We start from the raw sequence: 17,675 nt of genomic DNA on the forward strand, positions 1-17,675 counted from the left end.
TTATTTTTAAAACATTGTATCAGTGCCCCTATAAAATTTCTAGTTATACGGTTTGAGCCACTTGATATTTCACTAAAAAACCAAGTATCCTGTGCACTATGTGAACAACGGAAAGTTCTAATGCCTGATTTTGTAACAACAAATGGCCACACCCAAATTATCGTTCCCTTAACCATTATGCCCCATCGCCATCAGGCATTGCCTACTTTAACAGGCAGTCCTTTTAGCTATGAAGCAGGAACAGTGTTATACGGCCATTATAATATGGAATATCTTCTCCCTGGAGGTGACATACTTCGTTTAATTGCCAACCATAATCAAAAAACTGTACAGCTTATGTTATTCACCCATCAACCGGACTTAATTCAACTTCTTCCGGGTGATCGCCCTTCTTCGTTAGTAGCAAATGTAATAAGTAAAATTCATCGCTACCGGATACGATCTACAAGTTACAACCAACCCCTGACGCAGCTACAAGAACAAAAATTACAACTGGCTAACGAATGCATTGCTTCCTTAAAAAAATTGTTAAAAAAAGAACGGCGATTGCACAACCAGGATCACGAAGGCCACGAAGCATTAAGAAGAAAAGTAATTGAAATTGTAGGGCATTGCTCCGATCAAAATCGCTTGTTGGCGACCTCGCCCTTGATATCAGAAGGATTTCTAGGCAACCTTCTTTATGAGGCTCATAAAACAGCACAACATTATTCCTTCAATCGTGTCTATTCAGTGTCACGGCAAGATCAAATGGATTTTAGTAAAATAATAAAAAATTCCGCGATACAACAAGAATTACCCTGCCTTGTTTGGGATAGTGAACTCCACATAGGTCATAATAACAAAGACTTGGATGATGCTCTAAGAGTCATTTGTGATTACTATAAATTACCTCCTGCAACCAATTTAAGTAATGTTCCAGCAAACAGATTTGCACAACTTACAACATTTTTCAGTAAATTATGGGATGATGGTCATGATTGGATCAATTACTTGGCTATGGATGCTAAACCTGAGCATAAAACAGAAGTACAACAACGCCTAGATGGGGTTACTATAACGCAGATAAGCCCCTACTATCGATTACAAGGATTTCCACAACAAGGTTATCCTGATTTAAAAAGCCTAATTTACAAACTCACCAGCATTTCCAGCGCACCAATTCTTGCAAAAAACAGCAAACATGCAAAAAAAATAATCAGTCAACATCCTCATGGCAGCTGGGCAATTATTCCAAACAAAGAACTTATTCTGATAAGACTAGAAAACAAAGTGGTGGAATTGCGCTATTTTGTTCACGATAACCTTTTCTACCCATTACCCGAGGGACAAGATCTATATACTCTGGGACAAATTAGTAAACGCCATCTCTATTTACCTGAGCGGGCAAGTCTAAAGCTCAAGGCATTTATTTCACGTATCCCAGGATTTTTCAATAAATTTTACAAAAGTATGCACCGATTTATTGTTCATGATTTACAGGATGATTTTTTCAATCATATTCATGAAACACATACCCAAAAACCGATGAAACACAATTCAGACGAACTCAAGAAGCAAAGGGTTAACATACGAAACTCTCTCATTTTGGCCCTTGAAAATAAAGGATTTTTAACCACTGGCCAAACTTTGGAAGAGTTTATTAAGGAGCAAATTAGCAAAAGTCCCTATATAATTGCCCGCCCCAATCATCCCCCCAGCCCTCATCCCTATGATAATCCTGTACATCGGGTTTTAGGAGTAATACGCCATGCTGCAGGTTTTTTTATAGATATCAGCGAACAAAATCCTTTAATCGGTACTTTAGCAATGGCAGCCTATGCCTATGGCGGCGGCGCGGTACTTGCTCCTGAATTACTCAAATCAATTTTAACCAAACTCCATTTACACGGTTTAATTGCAGGTATTGAACCCACCCAAAAGTTAGCCCGTTGGATGAGTCATGGAACCATTTCCGAAGCCATTTCGGCATCAGCAATCTACTGGCAAACTACGGTAGCAGGAGGTAATCTCGATAAATTTTTTGTTGAAGCAATCAGTATACTCAAAGAAGATCCTGGAGAGGTTGCGATTATTGCATCCTTAGCTCTTGGCTTAGGATATAGTTTGACCAAACTTATACCCTCCTTAGGAGAAGAAATGGGCGATTTTCCCTATACCAACTATGCAGCTTTAGGTGGAAAAGGAGGTGCTGCTCTATATGATACAATTATGCATCCAGGAAATGATTGGTTTCTTGGTACCTGTAAATGGTTATGCAAAGGCTTTGTTACTTTAGGTAAATTATGCATTGCTCCTTTTTTTGAAGGCTATTATTATGGTTTGGATAATGGTTTTCTTAATGGATGGAGAAAAAGCGGAGTTCTTCTTAAGAGCTTAAGTAAACAAATATTAGCAGCCAGTATTGATTTTGTCTTAGCCTTATTGACTATTCCACTACTCGAGTTAAGTGCTCTTTTGATTCACGTGCCATTTCGGGGTATTACTAATTTATGTACAAAAATTCTTGCTATTCTTGGCAATGTTAGTGCATCTGGTGAATTATTAATCTCTTTTTCTGCAAGAGAGCCCTCAGAAAACTTAATTGCTAATTTCAGATTTTCACCACTTTACGGTTTTACCTCGCCTTTTGGACATTTTTCAGATAATCCATTGGTCAATATTAGTATCAATATTATTCGTGCGCTCTATTTACCACCGTTACAATTAATTAAAAACTTAATTGTGTTACCTATTCTTGATGTTATTTCTTTCTCCACTCGATTATTTCTTACTGTTCTAGACCCCATAACTCGAATAATTACCTATGCTTTAGGCAGCGTATTAATTACAATAGGTGAAGCTTGGGATAATTCGTTTGGTATATTATTTACAGCAAGTTCAAAAGGAATGGTCTCTGCATGTAATTGGATAGACAATAAGGCAGGCTCAGTAAAACAAACTGCATTATCATTCATTGAAAATCAAAGGGGTCAATTATATCACTGGGCTTTTGCGCAAGAAGATCTTAAATTACACACTACCTTGGATGATGCAAAATATTATTCCAGCGATCCTAGACGCTACGAACTAATTCCTCATTCAAACAGTCATTGCTTATTAAATGCATTATTAAATACCCATAATGAGGCCTCGTTTAAAGATGAATGCCATCATACTCCCTCTCATTATCAAAGATTATTCGCAATAAAAAAATCGAGTAGGGAACAAATCACTAACTCTCAAAATCAATCAGTTAACAGTTGTACTTAGGGTGTTATTCTCAGGAAACACCGCAGAGGGCTCATGTTTTATCGAGCAATATTGTGTATAATTAGATCAAGATGATGTGAATAGGATATAAAACTTATGACAACCGAACTTTTAGAAATCGCTTCTGAAGCTCCTCAGCTTACACCATTGGAACTAGAAACCATCAATCAAAAATTGGATAACGCGATACAATTAAAACAAGACTCTGGTGAGCTTCAATTAAAGCAAGATACTAGTGAACTTCGATTGTCTTCCTCAGAAAGTGATATGGATCCTAATCCTTCAAGTATCGATCTTAGTAAATATGGCTTAAAAAATCCTGAGGATATAAAGATTTTTTTATTAACGCCCGCAGGCGAAACAGTAATTCATGAAATTGGTACCGAAATATCTCTTGACCGGGCCCGCGAAGAAGAACTGCAATTTGAAATCCAGCAGCAAATTTTAGAGCAGGAGCGGATAAGAGCTTTTTTATTTCATTGGCTATTAGAAGAAGAAGCTGAAGCCCAAAAAATCCAAGACGAAATAATCATGGAGCAACAGGAAAAGGTTCTTAATAAAAACGAACATACCCCCTCAACCCAGCCTTCTAAACCTAAATCGGATTTTAATACTACATTAAGAGGTTATGATAGTTCTATAGACAAACTTTCAAAAGAACAACGCGCGCTTAGTGAACGTATAGAAAAGTTAGAAAAGGAACAACAATTACTTGTCGAAAAATATGATGATTATGAAAAAAGTCTTGATGATTTTTATGAGTCCTCTCATTTATATACCAATGAAGAACAAATCAATGAAGATGTCGCTAAACTTACTAAAGAAAAAGATGAGATTAATGAAACAATTAATGTTACAGATGACCCGCAGGAAAAACACCAATTAGAACATAAGTTAAAAAAATGCGACCACAAAATAAGAAACCTGGAAGATATACGATCTGTTCTAAAAGGTGAAAAACGATTTGCTGATGCGAATGGACGTTTTGAGGATGAAAATGGTAACCCAATTACCTTCAAAAACGCAGCTTTTGTTCTTTCTAAAAATCAAAAGATAGAAAAAGAACACGATAAATGTTATCTCCTGGAAGAAGGACAAACATTAAGTGCGATGAATGAAGAGGAAAAAACTAAATCTCACCAAATGTATACCCATGCAAAAAAAGATCTCCAAATTGTTAGGCATGGCCTACATGATGCCAAAAAGGAGGAATTACAATTAAATGCATTGCAACTCGCAAGAGATAAAGCAGAACACAGAATGCTCCAAAATCAAATTAATTTGATGCACGCAGCTAGGGCAAAGTTAATACAACAGGCATTAACCCCAAACACTCATTTAAATGTTCCTCAATCAACCATGACCCCACAAAAAGTAGCATCAATTAATCATCCTACTGCGGTATCTAAGCCCTCACCAAAACCAGCACGACCTATGCAAGAAGTGTTTGGTGATTTTGTAAAGAACGCTCCAAAACCTATGACCTGGGGTATGTTATTTAAATTTGTAGAAGAAATTCCTAATCCCAAAGCGAGAAATGATGCAAATAAAGTTTTAGTCGATCAGTATCAAAAAGAGAAAGATCAGGAACTGGATCAAGATCCTAAAAATACCAAACAGAAAGAAAATTTAGCAGATATATTGAAACACCCAGAAAAATTTAAAGCATGGTTAAAAAACACATTAAGCGCAGCGCCTGTCCCTGATGCAACAATGCAAGATCTATTGAAAAATATGGCTACTAACTCACAAAACCCATATGATCCTGACGTAACCTCATTAAAGAGTCCATTAGAATTACAACAAGACCCCCAACAAGAGCAGAGCAACACTCCTATGAAGCAATAAAAATCATGTAGCCTAGAGAATACAAAAACAACGTCTAGGCTACAACGCATTTATGGCTCAGAAAATTTCCTTATTATTTATAAAACAAAGAAATATTATTAATTTATTTGAATAAGAATAACAATATACTTGCCATTACAAGCTAACTCTTCTAACATTGGGTTTTGCGTCTTAACCAATATGAATATTGTTTACTAAAAATATAATTATCGGCGGAATTTACCATGATCTTAGATAAATTACTGGGCAATCAATCTGTAATCATATCACTAGATGTAGACAATTTTTTATTTGAAAGGTTAGAACAAATTCGAGAAGCTGGATTCAGTTTAGTAGAAATTAACTCTACAGATCAAAAACTATTGGAACAGGCAATCAAACATTGTCCATCGATTAGAATTGGTGCTGGTAATATTATTGATACGCAACAATTGGAAAACTGTTATCAGGCTGGCGTACACTTTGCGACCAGCCCTGGTTATTTACCCGCGATAGCACAAACAGCAAATGTTTATTCAATGAATTATTTACCTGGAGTTGCAACTATTTCCGAAGCGATGGCGGCGATGAGCCTGGGATATATGCATGTTCGCCCTTTTCCTGCCGATCTGACTTTTTGCACACTTTTAAATAAATGCCTTCCCAACTTAAGATTATTCCCTGCTGAAATTGAATGGGAAGAAGCAGAACATTTCTTAAACTTACCTGCTGTAGCGGCAGTAAGTATTCATAATCCCGATGCCAAACAACTAAGTGCGCTTACAACAAATATTTTAGCATAAAAAGTATTATTTAAATCTAGAGTTCAACATGGTGCGCATAGCCAATTGATTGGTACGCATCAATTATTAATGACACTTGGAAATGACGGATACATTTGTTTGTTGATGTTTCGTTTGAAGTTCACGGCTGATATTAGAGATCTTATTTTCATTAATTATCAGAGGTAAAAAGGCTTAACCCACTGGCTGTACTAACCCAATTTACTAAATTATCAACAAAAATACGGATAAGTCGTTCGTCAGCACGCTTTTTTAGAAAATGACAATAGAAATCAATCGTGGGTGTATAATTAGCTAGTCTTAATGGAATAAGATTAGGGTTCAATAATCTTTCAAAAATAATACACCAGCCCATTCCATATTCCACAAGAGCAATATTATTATAAATAATGTTGGCTTCAGCTCTTATTTTCAGGGTCAATTTTTGTTTTTCGACTTCTTTATCGATAATTTTACGTATCATAAAGTTTTTTTCCATAAGTATGGCATCAAATTCTGCCAATTCAGCCAAGGATAATTCTTCTTTAATCTTTGCCAATGGATGTGATGGCCCTACTACAAATATAAGTTTTTCACTCCACAATCGAATGGATTTAGTTTCAGGGGTATTGTCCACAAATGGTGAAATAATAAGATCATTGCCCCCTTCCTTTAAACTATGAACTACGTCTTTATCAGCTGTAAGATTAGTGTTAATAAAGTAATTTAAGCCTAGAGAACTCATATAAATCATCATAGGAGGAACAATAGTTTTTGCTACATATGCGGTGGTACCAAGGTTCAGTAACATTTGTGGTTGGTTTACATTTTTTCCTGTATTTTTAAGCAATTCAGTATTAAGGTGCATCATTTGGCGGACATAAGGCAATAATTGCTTTCCCTTCTCCGTCAGCTCGGTTCTTAATCCAGAAGAAATAAAAAGCTGGGTATTCCATTCCGATTCAAGTTTTTTAATCCTTTTACTTAAAGCAGGTTGAGTAATATGTAGCTTTTTAGCTGCTAACGAGATGGAATGAAGTTCTACAACTGCTAGAAAGGATTGCAGGTCGGTAATGTTCATTTATTTAAACATCCTTTACGATACGCTTAAATTAATACTAGGCCAATTTTGATTGCCGCACAAAAAATATACATAAATTGGTTATAACTAATAAAAATAAGTAATAGCATTCTAATTCCACCATAATGTTATGCTGTCATAATATGTTTAATATTTACACATTAAGGTAGAATTATGACAATAGTAGAATTATTATCTCATTTCAATAATAAAGAGCCTAAGAATCTAACTCCAGAAATAGCCCATAATATTGCTCAAGTAAAAGAAATATGTGACCACGAGTTTTATAATCAGTCTTTTTATGGTAACAGTGCGTTAAATCGGCTCATGCTTTTGAATGAAAAGATAGCTAATCTTCTTACTCCAGAAGTTATCGAGTATTTATTTACTAATGAACCAACGGAGGAGAGTAAAATATTCCGTAATTCAAGCGGTATGATTGCTCTTAAAGATGCTATTTTTCATGGCCTTAATGACGGTTTAATGGTCATTAAATTCATGACCAACAATGAACAACAATTTGGACCCGAGCAATACGAAGCTCAAAAAGCAAATTATGATAAAAATACTACTCGAATCGTAGAAAATATTAAAATTGCGGCGGGTATTACTGAAAATATTGTGGATAACAGCTCTAATGAAATATCACTTATTGACAAATTTGATCATATTGTTGCCACTATTGATAACATAAAAAAAGCTGATAAATCAGATAAATTACTTTATGTTCCTGGATATACTTCTCGAAGTATGCGTAGTCAGGTCAAGGGCGGTTTCAGCCATCTTTGTTCAGCTTTGGAAATTGAATTTGATCCTGAGTTTAACGAAGTAAAAAATGAAACTTTGGATTCTTTATGTGAGAAATTTCTTAATAGTCCTAATGCAATGCTAGAAGGGACAGTTATCCATCTATTTTATGATCGTGCTCACATAGAAGCGGCGCTAGAACAAGATACCGTCATAACCATCGGCAAAGTTGATTATCATTATCAAGATATTTTCAGGACTATGGTGAACAAAATCACCTCAGCTCCCGAAAAATATCCTGCTTGTGCCAAAGAGCAATTTGATTTACGTTTTACTCTGGTTATGAATGATTTGGAAAAACGTAAAAAAGAATTTGAGCCTGATTCATTGATAATTAGCTTGGATGCTAAAATTCAGTTTTTAAATCTTTTACATGAGATTAAGAATAAAGCTACAGCATTTAAGAATAATAATCAACCCGAAGCAGCCAAAGTAGCTTCTCAGCTGCATACTCGATTATTTACAGCAAGCATGGAGTACTTTAAGGCTCAATATGTGACACAAAAAAACTATAAGATATTTAACGAGCTCTGTACTAATGCCATTGATGAAGCAAGGCCAGTATTGGAAAAGCATCGTGGATGGAAAGATTTCTTTGCCAAACTCATAGTGGGAATCGCAACTTTGGGGATTGTACCCGCGGCTTTGGCAATAAAAAGCAAGATACAAACAGGAAGTTTTTCATTTAGGCTGTTAAAGACTGCAAGTCAAAAACAATTGGATTGTATCGAAGAACAGGCTCAAATATTAGAACCGATACACGCAATGTCTATGAATTAAACTCATCCTCATAGAGTGAGCCCCATCCCTATCTTGTTACACAGATAGGGATATCTTTTGCTACGAATACATCTAAGTTCTAATTATTTTTTATTTATTAACATATCCAAAACAAAAAGTCCGGCACCAATACAAATAGCGCTATCTGCTATATTAAAGGTAGCAAAATGATGGTGCTTATAATAAAGATCGATGAAATCAATCACATAGCCATGAAGGGCTCTATCAAATAAATTACCAATAGCGCCCCCTAAAATAAGGCTAATACCTGCGGAAAGTAAACAGGTTTGATTTTCAGCCTTATACAACCAAACAGCAAGAATAATACTTACAATAAAACTAAAGACTGCAAAAAACCATCTATGCCAATCTCCTGCGCCACTTAAAAAACTAAAAGCAGCGCCGGTATTATAAGCCAAAGTAAGATTAAACATTGGGAAAACAGGCAATGGATGGTATGGAGTTAAAAATATGCTAACTAAGTATTTGCTTAGCTGATCACAAACGATTACAGCTAAGCTCAGCATAAACCAATACCATTTTTTCATATAAATTGCCTCGTTTCCTCTTGGCCCTGAATGTTTCCTACACAGCGTAAACATAAATCGGGATGGTGCTCATTTTGGCCTACATCAGAACGCCTATGCCAACAGCGAGCACATTTTTCATACTGACTTGCTGCAACTGCAATAGAAATGCCATATTCAGTAGTTGCCAATCCAGCCGGAGCTAAATGTATAGGATGTACTTTTGCTTCCGAAGTAATTAATAAAAAACGCAACTCTTCACCCAAACGAGTTAATTTAGGTAAGGCTGTATTGTCTGCATATAAAGTAACTTCTGCAGCCAAAGCAGAACCAATCTCACCTTTTTGTCGTGTTTCTTCTAGGGCTTTATTTACTTCATCACGGATAAAATGCAACTCTTCCCAATTCTTCATATTTACTGAATCAACTTTAGGCCATGCCTCATACCAAAGCTCAGTAAAGATTGATTCTTGTTTATAACCCGGTATATAACGACCAATTTCTTCAGCAGTAAAGGATAATATCGGTGCTAACCAAAGAGTAAATGCTCTGATCATATGATACATAGCTGTTTGACAAGAGCGCCTGGCTCTGCTGTGTTTTGCCGAGGTATATTGTCTGTCTTTAATCAAATCAAGATAAAAACTGCCCATGTCAACGGCACAAAAATTATGAATCTTTTGGTAAATAATATGAAATTGATAATTATCATAAGCTTCAATAATTTCCTCTTGAAGTAGCTGACAACGCCTTAAAGCCCATTTGTCGAGCTCCAAAAGATCGTTTGCTTCTACACAATCTTTAGCAGGATCAAAATCGAATAAATTAGCTAATAAAAAGCGAGCCGTATTACGAATACGTCGATAAGCATCTGCATTACGCTTTATAATTTCATCTGAAATACTGACTTCATGACGATAATCCGTAGATGCTACCCATAAACGCAAAATATCGGCCCCATACTGATTAACGAGCTGATCTAACGCTACATAATTTCCTTTGGATTTCGATAATTTCTTACCTTCTGCATCTACAGTGTAACCGTGTGTTAATACAGTCTTATAGGGCGCTACATCATACATCGCCACCGAAGTAGTTAATGAAGAATTAAACCAACCGCGATGTTGATCAGAACCTTCAAAATAAATATCTGCAGGAAAAGCCAAATCTATATTTTGTTGCAATACACAGAAATGAGTAACACCTGAATCGAACCATACATCCATAGTATCAGTGATCTTTTCGTAAAACTCCGCATCATTGCCCAATAATTCTTTAGCATCCAACTCAAACCAAACATCAATTCCCGATTTTTCAATAAGTAAAGCAACTTTTTCAATCAATTCAAGCGTATCAGGATGCAATTCACGTGTTTTATGGTGTACAAATAAGGGCATAGGAGTTCCCCAAGCTCTTTGTCTTGAAATACACCAATCAGGCCTGTTTTCAACCATATTATAAATGCGTGCCTTCCCCCAATCAGGGACCCAATTGACCTTGTCAATTTCTCTGATAATGTTTTGTCTTAATTGACTTTTATCCATAGAAATGAACCATTGCGGTGTAGCCAGAAAAATCATCGGAGATTTATGCCGCCAACAATGAGGATAACTGTGTTTAATGCTCTCCTTCGCGAAAAGAACACCTTTTTCTGCTAAAGCTGATAAAATACGCTCATTAGCCTTGAGCACATGAAGTCCAGCAAATAGCGGAACATCTTCTGCAAAACAACCATTTGTTTTAACTGGATTTACTAAAGGTAAATTGTAGGCTTTACCAACTAAGTAATCATCGGGGCCATGAGCAGGCGCAGTGTGTACACTTCCAGTACCCGATTCAGTAGTAACATGCTCACCTAAAACTACAGGAACGATACGCTCGTATAGTGGATGATTTAGTTTTAAATGCTCAAAAACACTTCCTTTTGCAGAACCAAGAATCGTGTATTGGCTTATGCCATAACGCGCCATAGCGGATTCAACTAAATCTGTAGCAAGAATCAAATAAGACTCACCACCATCTACTAAAGAATAATCGATTGCTGGATGCAAACACACTGCTTCATTAGCAGGTAAAGTCCAAGGAGTAGTTGTCCAAATAGGAAGAATAACGGGTTTAACTTCTAATTTTAATTGAAAAGAATGAATAAATTCTGCAGAATTTACGGCAAAAAAAGCAACATCTATAGATGGCGAAACCTTCTCATCATAATCAACCTCTGCTTCAGCCAGCGCCGAACCGCAGTCAATACACCAATGTACTGGCTTGAAACCTTGCTGTAAATGACCATTTTTGATCATCAAACCTAAAGCACGGACTATATTGGCTTCATAACGAAAATCCATAGTAACATACGGATTATACCAATCACCAAAAACACCAAGCCGTTGAAACTCATCACGTTGAATATCAATTTGGCTCGCAGCATATTCACGGCATTTTGCACGAAAATCGCGAGCAGATACTTTATCTCCAACTCGACCTATTTTTTTTTCTACATTGAGTTCTATAGGTAACCCATGACAGTCCCAGCCAGGAACAAACGGCGCATCATATCCACTTAATGATTTGGATTTAACAATAATATCTTTAAGAATTTTATTTAACGCATGTCCGCAATGCAAATGGCCGTTCGCATAAGGAGGTCCATCATGTAAAATGAATTTTTTATTTCCTACTCGAGCTTTACGAATTTTTTCATAAACTTTTTTTGCTTTCCAATCAGCTAAGACTTCTGGCTCTCGAGTTGCCAAGCTAGCTTTCATTGGAAATGAAGTATTAGGAAGATTTAATGTATCTTTATATTCAGCCATAAGAGTTCACTCTGCGAAATCGTTAATTTTATAGTAATTATTTACCTGGAATTATGGAACAGCTGACCGCTCACTAAAGTTTTGTAGTGAATAGCTATAAGTCCCTAGATATGTTTTAGCTGCTTTAATATCCTCATGAATCTGCGCGAGCAAAGCATCCACTGCAGTGAATTTAACCTCATCTCGCAATTTGTGCAAGAAAAACACTTGCATTAACTCACCATAGATCGATTGATCAAAATCAAACAAATGAACTTCTAGAATATTTTTACTACCATCTACTGTAGGACGACATCCCACATTTGCGACTCCATATACCATTTTAGAGACAACACGAACTTGAACAACAAATACTCCATGCAAGGGCAAAGAGCAGCGATGAAGAGCAAGATTTGCTGTAGGAATACCCCACTGACGCCCGCGTCCATCTCCATGCAGTATACGCCCACAAATACTGTAAACTCTGCCAAGATATTTTGCCGCCGTATTCAAATCACCTTTCTGTAAAGCACTTCTAATTTTTGTTGAACTAATTCGGTCTTCATTAATACAAAAATTAGAATAAATTGCGACATCGCAGGCATATTCTTTACTGAGTTCTTTGAGTAGAGCAATGTCGCCTTCTCTATTTTTACCAAAACGAAAATCCTCACCTACAAGAAGATGTTTCACATTTAACATAGAAAACAAATAATCCCGAGCAAAACATTCTGCAGATGTTTGTGCCAGATCATTATTAAACTTAAAGCAATAAATATAATCAATCTGGCAACAGCGTAATACCTCTAGCTTTTCTCTTAAACTTGAAAGTCTTGCTGGTGCTTTCTCTTTCTGGAAATACTCCCTAGGCTGTGGTTCAAATAGAACAACAACCAAAGGCAATTTTAAATGATTTGCCTTAGCTCTTAAAGTTTTGATAAGACTTTGATGACCTAAGTGCACCCCATCAAAATTACCTATAGTTGCTACCACACCTTTGTTAAAAGCAGAAAAATGTTGAACGCCACGCAACAATTTCATAAGTAGATTCATCATATAAATCGGAATTTAATAGTATACCGGTTTTCTAGTCTCTTGAGAAATACAATGAAGGGCAAACGTTAATTAAGAAAAATTAGAATCTAATGAAACTAAGGATCTCCCATGACTTAAGAAATCCCTAGTTCAAATAATAACGCACTTATTAATGAGTTTGTTTCTCTGGAAGAACAGCGCGAACAATTAATACATCACACTCAGCACCATGCAAAATAGAGTTTGCTGTCGATCCTAATAGTAAAGAAAGACCGTGTTTTCCATGACTCCCTGTAACTATTAAATCAATATTTCGCTCTTGTGCTACTCTTAATATTTCATTTTTGGTAGAACCAAACTCTATGAATCTATGTTTTGCATCTACTCCTAATTTTTCGCCTAATTCATTAAGCTCTTTTTCAGCTTGCTCCCGGATAGACATTTCAACTTCTGCAAATCCAGCAAAACCAGGATAAGCATAAGCAGGAATAGGCTCTACGACATGGACCAGTATTAAATCAGCCCCATTTTCGTCAGCAATTTTTTTTGCCTTATGTGCGGCTATAATACCAACCTCATCAAAGTCAGTAGCAAACAATACCCTCTTATACATCATTTTCTCCTTAAAATTCTTATACTATTTAAAGACTAGCAGATTTAAAACTAATTGCATTATAAATGGAGACTTAGCGAGAGTACATGATTCAAGTTTTATTTTCTTAACTGATTTAAATCAATCGATATTTTTATTTTTTAATCGAATATGTTCTTCAGCCTTAGCTATTGCCTTGCGAATCGCCTGAGCCTCTTCTGATTGTGATGGCACTATATTTAACAAACGTTGCCAATAATCTATTGCATCTTCGTACGCATGACTGGTAAATGCATCCATGGCGAGCATAGATAATGCATCAGGTTGATTCGGGTTGAGCTTTAATAGCCGACTAAAGATTTCTGTAGTTTGTTCAGTAAATTGATAATTATTGAGCACCCATAAACTATGGGCATAATTCACCGCATACTGTTCATCTGTTGGATCAAATTGATACGCTTTTGCAAAAGCATTGACCGCATTTTGTTTTTCATTTTGGCTACTGTATAAACGGCCCAAAAGATACCAACCCTTAGCGCTTTTTGGATTGTCATCTAATTTTGCACGTAATTTATCAATTAACTCTTGTGGGTTCTTAATGTTTTTAAGTACTTCATTCGCTTTTTTTTGCGAGTCAAGGAGATGAACATATTGTTGCCATGAACCAAAATCCCCCCAATAAAAATAACCTAAGAAGGCGATTACAAAAACAATTGGAATCAGTAAGAAACCAGCAAGGAAACGACGCCTCAACGGATAAATTATAAAAATACTTGCTAGTACAGTTAGTCCAAACAGTAAACTCAGTAACCACCACTCATTCATAATAACTCACTTTATAATATCCTGGGCAAGCGAAACATAGGTACACTCACGAGCAAGTTACACTTGCTTATTCTCACGAGTCACTAAGCAAGTGCGCCAAAAAATAATAAACCCTAGCAATAAAAATAAAAAAGGACCATACCATAATAAAAGGGTAATTGATTTCACTGGTGGCTTGAATAAAATAAAATCACCATAGCGTGCTGTCATATAATCACTGATTTCGCTATCACTTTTACCCTCTTTAACCATTTGGTAAACTTGATCACGTAAGTCTTTAGCTAATTCTGCATGGGAGTCTGCTAAGTCTTGATTTTGACACACCAAACACCGCAAATCTTTTAAAAGATGATTAAATTGAGCTTCTTTTTTTGCTGAATCAAAAGGATAACTACTGTTTGCCCAAGTATATGAACCTAAAAAAAGAAAGAGGCTCCAAAAAATAAGTTTCATAAGAAGTTTATTCATCAAGCCAGCTCCAGTTGCTTCATTAAGGGAGCAATTTCTTTTAACCAAATTTCTTGGGTTATAATACCAGCATGGCGATAACGAATAACTCCGTTTTTATCAATCACAAAAGTTTCGGGTGCTCCATAAACACCTAAATCAATAGCAACTTTTCCTTTTCTATCTTGAAAGACTTCCTTATAAGGATTCCCCCATTGTGACAACCATTGCAATGCAGCAGCTGATTTGTCTTTGTAATTTAACCCGTAAATGGGTATTCCTTGACGTGCTAATTGCAACATAAAAACCTGTTCATCCACACAAGCAGCACACCAACTTGCCCAAACATTTAACAAAACCACGTGATCGCGAAGTTGACTGGAATTAAAGAAAAGCTTTGGATTTTGCAATTGAGGTAAGTGAAAATCAGGTAAGGTTTTCCCGATCTGGGTAGAAGGCAATTCATGGGGATTAAGAGATAATCCTCGCCAAAGAAAAACACTTAGCAGTAAAAAAAGAAAGATAGGAATCGCTTTCCAACACATTTTTCTCATGTGCTAAGCTCCTCAGTGCCTACTATTGCTGAACGCCGTATTTGATAATATCGTTTATCGGTTAGGGCAAGAAAACCACCAGCTAAAATCATAAAACCACCAAACCAAATCCAACGAATAAAAGGTTTATAATAGAGTCTTACAGACCATGAGTCATTGGCTAAAGGCTCTCCTAAAGCCACATAAATATCCCTAAATGGCGTAACATCAATTGCAGACTCTGTCATAGCCATTTGACCTACAGTATAAAGTCTTTTTTCAGGATAAATAACTCTCGCTTTGTCCTTATAGCTTATTTTAAATTGAGCCCTGGTGCCTTTGTAATTTGGGCCAGAAAGCGGCTCTTGGTGCATAAACTCTATAGAGTAACCACGCAAATATGCTTTTTTTCCTGGCGCCATCTGCACATCATCTTCTACTCCATAAGCAGTAGAAACTGCAATACCAATCACCGTAGCGGCAACACCCAAATGCGCCACAACCATACCCCAGTACGCTTGTCCTACATGAGATAAACCACGTTCGGTGACTCGTTTATATGCTGCCTGAGCAGTGCTTAAAATCACCCAAAAAGACAAACACAATCCCATAAAGGCTGAAGTATCAAACTCTCTAGTAACCATTAATAAAATAAATGGGAGCAATAAACTCAGCGCAGCCGTTCCCCAAAATTTTTTTAATACTAGCCGCCAATTATCTTTATTCCATTTTAAATGAATACCAACTCCCATTAAGAACAACATAGGAACCATCAAGGGAACAAATACAGAATTAAAATAAGGAGCACCTACAGATAATTTACCTAATCCTAAACCCTCGATAAGAAGTGGGTAAACGGTGCCCATTAAAACAGTCAGCATAATAACCACTAAAAAAACATTATTTAATAACAAAGCACTTTCCCGAGAAAAAGGGCTTGGATTCTTTTCTGAATGTAGTGTTTGTGCTCTAAAAAGAAATAATACCAAAGAACCACCAATAACAAAGAGTAAAAACCCTAAAATATATAATCCCCGTTGGGGATCAACAGCAAATGCATGCACCGAAGTTAGAACACCTGAGCGAACTAAAAAAGTACCAATTAAGCTTAAAGAAAAAGCGGCAATAGCAAGTAACATAGTCCACGCTTTAAATTGTTGTCGTTGTTCTGTCACTGCAAGAGAATGCAATAAAGCTGTGCCCACTAACCAAGGCATAAATGAAGCATTTTCAACAGGATCCCAAAACCACCATCCCCCCCAACCTAACTCACGATAAGCCCACCAACTTCCTAACGTAATCCCAGCGGTTAAACAGCACCATGCAGCCAGCGTCCAGGGTCTTGTCCATTTTGACCAACTGGCCTCTACTTTGCCAGCCCAAAGTGCAGCAATTGCAAAAGCAAAAGCCACAGAAAAGCCAACATACCCCATATACAACATAGGGGGATGAAATAAAAAACCGGGATCTTGTAATAAGGGGTTTAAATCACGCCCTTGTGTATTTAACACTTGAAATTGGCGTAAAAAAGGATTGGATGTAGTCAATAAAAAAAGAATAAATCCAATACTTAGCCAACCTAAAACAACCAAAACCCGTGTACGCATTTTCCTGTCAAGACCAGAACTAAAAAAAGCGACCAGCAACGTCCAAAAACTAAGAATTGAAACCCACAATAGCATGGAGCCTTCATGTCCTCCCCACACTGCGCAGACTTTATAAAACCAAGGTAAGGAAAGACTAGAGTTACTCACCACATAAATTACTGAAAAATCATCCTGTAAAAAACACAGGGTAAGCAATAAATAAGACAAGGCAATAAAGAAAAATTGCCAAACTGCATATATCGGAGCGGCATTCATCCAGTCATTACGATTCAATTGTATCCCAGCTAAAGGAATCACAGCTAACATGATGGAAAAAATCAAAGCCAAAATTAAAGAAAACAGTCCTATTTCTGCAATCATGAACGCACCTTTTGGGATAAAGCAGCCTTTACTTCAGGCGGCATATAATTGGCATCATGTTTCGCCAGTACTTGTGAGGCACGAAAATGTTGATTATCAATGAGTTGCCCCTCAGCCACTATACCTTGCCCTTCTCTAAATAAATCTGGAAGAATGCCTGTATAAGTTACAATAATTGTTTGATCAAAATCAGTTACCTTAAATTGCACTTCTAAACCCTGCTGGGCACGGATAATCGATCCCTTCTCTACCATACCACCTATGCGAATAGAGTGATGTTGGGGAGCCTCACCTGTAATAGCCTGAGTTGGCGTATAAAATAGACTGATGTTTTGTCTTAGCGCATATAAAACTAATGCAGCAGCTATAGAGATAATGCCCAAACTGAACAGTAAAATGATTAACTTACGTCTGCGTGCTGAAACCAT

14 protein-coding genes are annotated in these 17,675 nt (G+C 36.6%); 4 read left to right on the plus strand and 10 right to left on the minus strand.

Annotated elements, in window-relative coordinates:
* Nucleotides 1-120 precede the first annotated feature (120 nt).
* The 3 genes from DYH34_RS10410 (at nt 121) to DYH34_RS10420 (ending at nt 5,882) form a co-directional block, all read left to right on the plus strand.
* Complete coding sequence (locus DYH34_RS10410) at nt 121-3,252, plus strand: hypothetical protein (protein ID WP_058464475.1); 3,132 nt, start codon at nt 121-123, stop codon at nt 3,250-3,252.
* Between the two features lie 96 nt (nt 3,253-3,348).
* Nucleotides 3,349-5,100, plus strand: a complete 1,752-nt coding sequence (locus tag DYH34_RS10415) for a hypothetical protein (RefSeq protein ID WP_058464474.1) — start codon at nt 3,349-3,351, stop codon at nt 5,098-5,100.
* A 224-nt stretch (nt 5,101-5,324) separates the two neighbouring features.
* The gene (locus DYH34_RS10420) at nt 5,325-5,882 is read left to right on the plus strand and encodes a bifunctional 4-hydroxy-2-oxoglutarate aldolase/2-dehydro-3-deoxy-phosphogluconate aldolase (RefSeq protein ID WP_058464473.1); all 558 of its coding nucleotides are present in this window, start codon (nt 5,325-5,327) and stop codon (nt 5,880-5,882) included.
* A gap of 151 nt (nt 5,883-6,033) precedes the next feature.
* On the opposite strand, the gene DYH34_RS10425 is transcribed toward DYH34_RS10420, so the two are convergent.
* A complete protein-coding gene (locus tag DYH34_RS10425; RefSeq protein ID WP_058464472.1) occupies nt 6,034-6,942 on the minus strand; it encodes a LysR family transcriptional regulator in 909 nt (302 codons plus the stop codon).
* Between the two features lie 174 nt (nt 6,943-7,116).
* Here DYH34_RS10425 and DYH34_RS10430 point away from each other — a divergent pair, with 174 nt between their 5' ends.
* Nucleotides 7,117-8,529 (plus strand): hypothetical protein, encoded by a 1,413-nt coding sequence (locus tag DYH34_RS10430; protein WP_058464471.1) that lies wholly within the window; start codon nt 7,117-7,119, stop codon nt 8,527-8,529.
* An 83-nt stretch (nt 8,530-8,612) separates the two neighbouring features.
* Here the strand turns inward: DYH34_RS10430 and lspA are convergent, their stop codons facing one another.
* The 9 genes from lspA to ccmE all read right to left on the minus strand — a co-directional run bounded on the left by lspA (nt 8,613) and on the right by ccmE (nt 17,675).
* Nucleotides 8,613-9,077 carry a signal peptidase II gene (gene lspA / locus DYH34_RS10435; RefSeq protein WP_058464470.1) on the minus strand — a complete coding sequence of 155 codons (465 nt, stop codon included), beginning with the start codon at nt 9,075-9,077 and terminating at the stop codon, nt 8,613-8,615.
* On the minus strand, nt 9,074-11,869 hold the full coding sequence (ileS, locus tag DYH34_RS10440) for an isoleucine--tRNA ligase (RefSeq protein WP_058464469.1): 2,796 nt from the start codon (nt 11,867-11,869) through the stop codon (nt 9,074-9,076). Before ileS ends, lspA begins: the two co-directional genes overlap by 4 nt.
* A gap of 51 nt (nt 11,870-11,920) precedes the next feature.
* The gene (gene ribF / locus DYH34_RS10445) at nt 11,921-12,889 is read right to left on the minus strand and encodes a bifunctional riboflavin kinase/FAD synthetase (RefSeq protein ID WP_058464468.1); all 969 of its coding nucleotides are present in this window, start codon (nt 12,887-12,889) and stop codon (nt 11,921-11,923) included.
* A gap of 163 nt (nt 12,890-13,052) precedes the next feature.
* On the minus strand, nt 13,053-13,496 hold the full coding sequence (locus tag DYH34_RS10450) for a universal stress protein (protein ID WP_058464467.1): 444 nt from the start codon (nt 13,494-13,496) through the stop codon (nt 13,053-13,055).
* Between the two features lie 120 nt (nt 13,497-13,616).
* Entirely contained in the window at nt 13,617-14,300 is a 684-nt protein-coding gene (locus tag DYH34_RS10455; RefSeq protein ID WP_058464466.1) for a TPR domain-containing protein, read from the minus strand.
* A 57-nt stretch (nt 14,301-14,357) separates the two neighbouring features.
* Nucleotides 14,358-14,768, minus strand: coding sequence for a cytochrome c-type biogenesis protein (locus tag DYH34_RS10460; protein WP_058464465.1), 411 nt, complete (start codon nt 14,766-14,768; stop codon nt 14,358-14,360).
* Entirely contained in the window at nt 14,768-15,301 is a 534-nt protein-coding gene (locus DYH34_RS10465) for a DsbE family thiol:disulfide interchange protein (RefSeq protein ID WP_058464464.1), read from the minus strand. Before DYH34_RS10465 ends, DYH34_RS10460 begins: the two co-directional genes overlap by 1 nt.
* Nucleotides 15,298-17,247: a heme lyase CcmF/NrfE family subunit gene (locus DYH34_RS10470; protein WP_058464463.1), complete on the minus strand. Its 1,950-nt coding sequence runs from the start codon at nt 17,245-17,247 to the stop codon at nt 15,298-15,300. The genes DYH34_RS10465 and DYH34_RS10470 overlap by 4 nt, the downstream gene beginning before the upstream one ends.
* On the minus strand, nt 17,244-17,675 hold the full coding sequence (gene ccmE / locus DYH34_RS10475; protein ID WP_058464462.1) for a cytochrome c maturation protein CcmE: 432 nt from the start codon (nt 17,673-17,675) through the stop codon (nt 17,244-17,246). The genes DYH34_RS10470 and ccmE overlap by 4 nt, the downstream gene beginning before the upstream one ends.

This window comes from Legionella cincinnatiensis, from assembly GCF_900452415.1.
GTDB lineage: Bacteria > Pseudomonadota > Gammaproteobacteria > Legionellales > Legionellaceae > Legionella > Legionella cincinnatiensis.

Bases quoted from the DNA above. Each gene is read 5' to 3' on its own strand.
- DYH34_RS10450 (WP_058464467.1), bottom strand. From the start codon at position 13,496: ATGTATAAGAGGGTATTGTTTGCTACTGACTTTGATGAGGTTGGTATT.
- DYH34_RS10465 (WP_058464464.1), bottom strand. From the start codon at position 15,301: ATGAGAAAAATGTGTTGGAAAGCGATTCCTATCTTTCTTTTTTTACTG.
- DYH34_RS10425 (WP_058464472.1), bottom strand. From the start codon at position 6,942: ATGAACATTACCGACCTGCAATCCTTTCTAGCAGTTGTAGAACTTCAT.
- DYH34_RS10430 (WP_058464471.1), top strand. From the start codon at position 7,117: ATGACAATAGTAGAATTATTATCTCATTTCAATAATAAAGAGCCTAAG.
- DYH34_RS10455 (WP_058464466.1), bottom strand. From the start codon at position 14,300: ATGAATGAGTGGTGGTTACTGAGTTTACTGTTTGGACTAACTGTACTA.
- DYH34_RS10410 (WP_058464475.1), top strand. From the start codon at position 121: ATGCCTGATTTTGTAACAACAAATGGCCACACCCAAATTATCGTTCCC.
- DYH34_RS10415 (WP_058464474.1), top strand. From the start codon at position 3,349: ATGACAACCGAACTTTTAGAAATCGCTTCTGAAGCTCCTCAGCTTACA.
- DYH34_RS10420 (WP_058464473.1), top strand. From the start codon at position 5,325: ATGATCTTAGATAAATTACTGGGCAATCAATCTGTAATCATATCACTA.
- lspA (WP_058464470.1), bottom strand. From the start codon at position 9,077: ATGAAAAAATGGTATTGGTTTATGCTGAGCTTAGCTGTAATCGTTTGT.
- ribF (WP_058464468.1), bottom strand. From the start codon at position 12,889: ATGAAATTGTTGCGTGGCGTTCAACATTTTTCTGCTTTTAACAAAGGT.
- ileS (WP_058464469.1), bottom strand. From the start codon at position 11,869: ATGGCTGAATATAAAGATACATTAAATCTTCCTAATACTTCATTTCCA.
- ccmE (WP_058464462.1), bottom strand. From the start codon at position 17,675: ATGGTTTCAGCACGCAGACGTAAGTTAATCATTTTACTGTTCAGTTTG.
- DYH34_RS10460 (WP_058464465.1), bottom strand. From the start codon at position 14,768: ATGAATAAACTTCTTATGAAACTTATTTTTTGGAGCCTCTTTCTTTTT.
- DYH34_RS10470 (WP_058464463.1), bottom strand. From the start codon at position 17,247: ATGATTGCAGAAATAGGACTGTTTTCTTTAATTTTGGCTTTGATTTTT.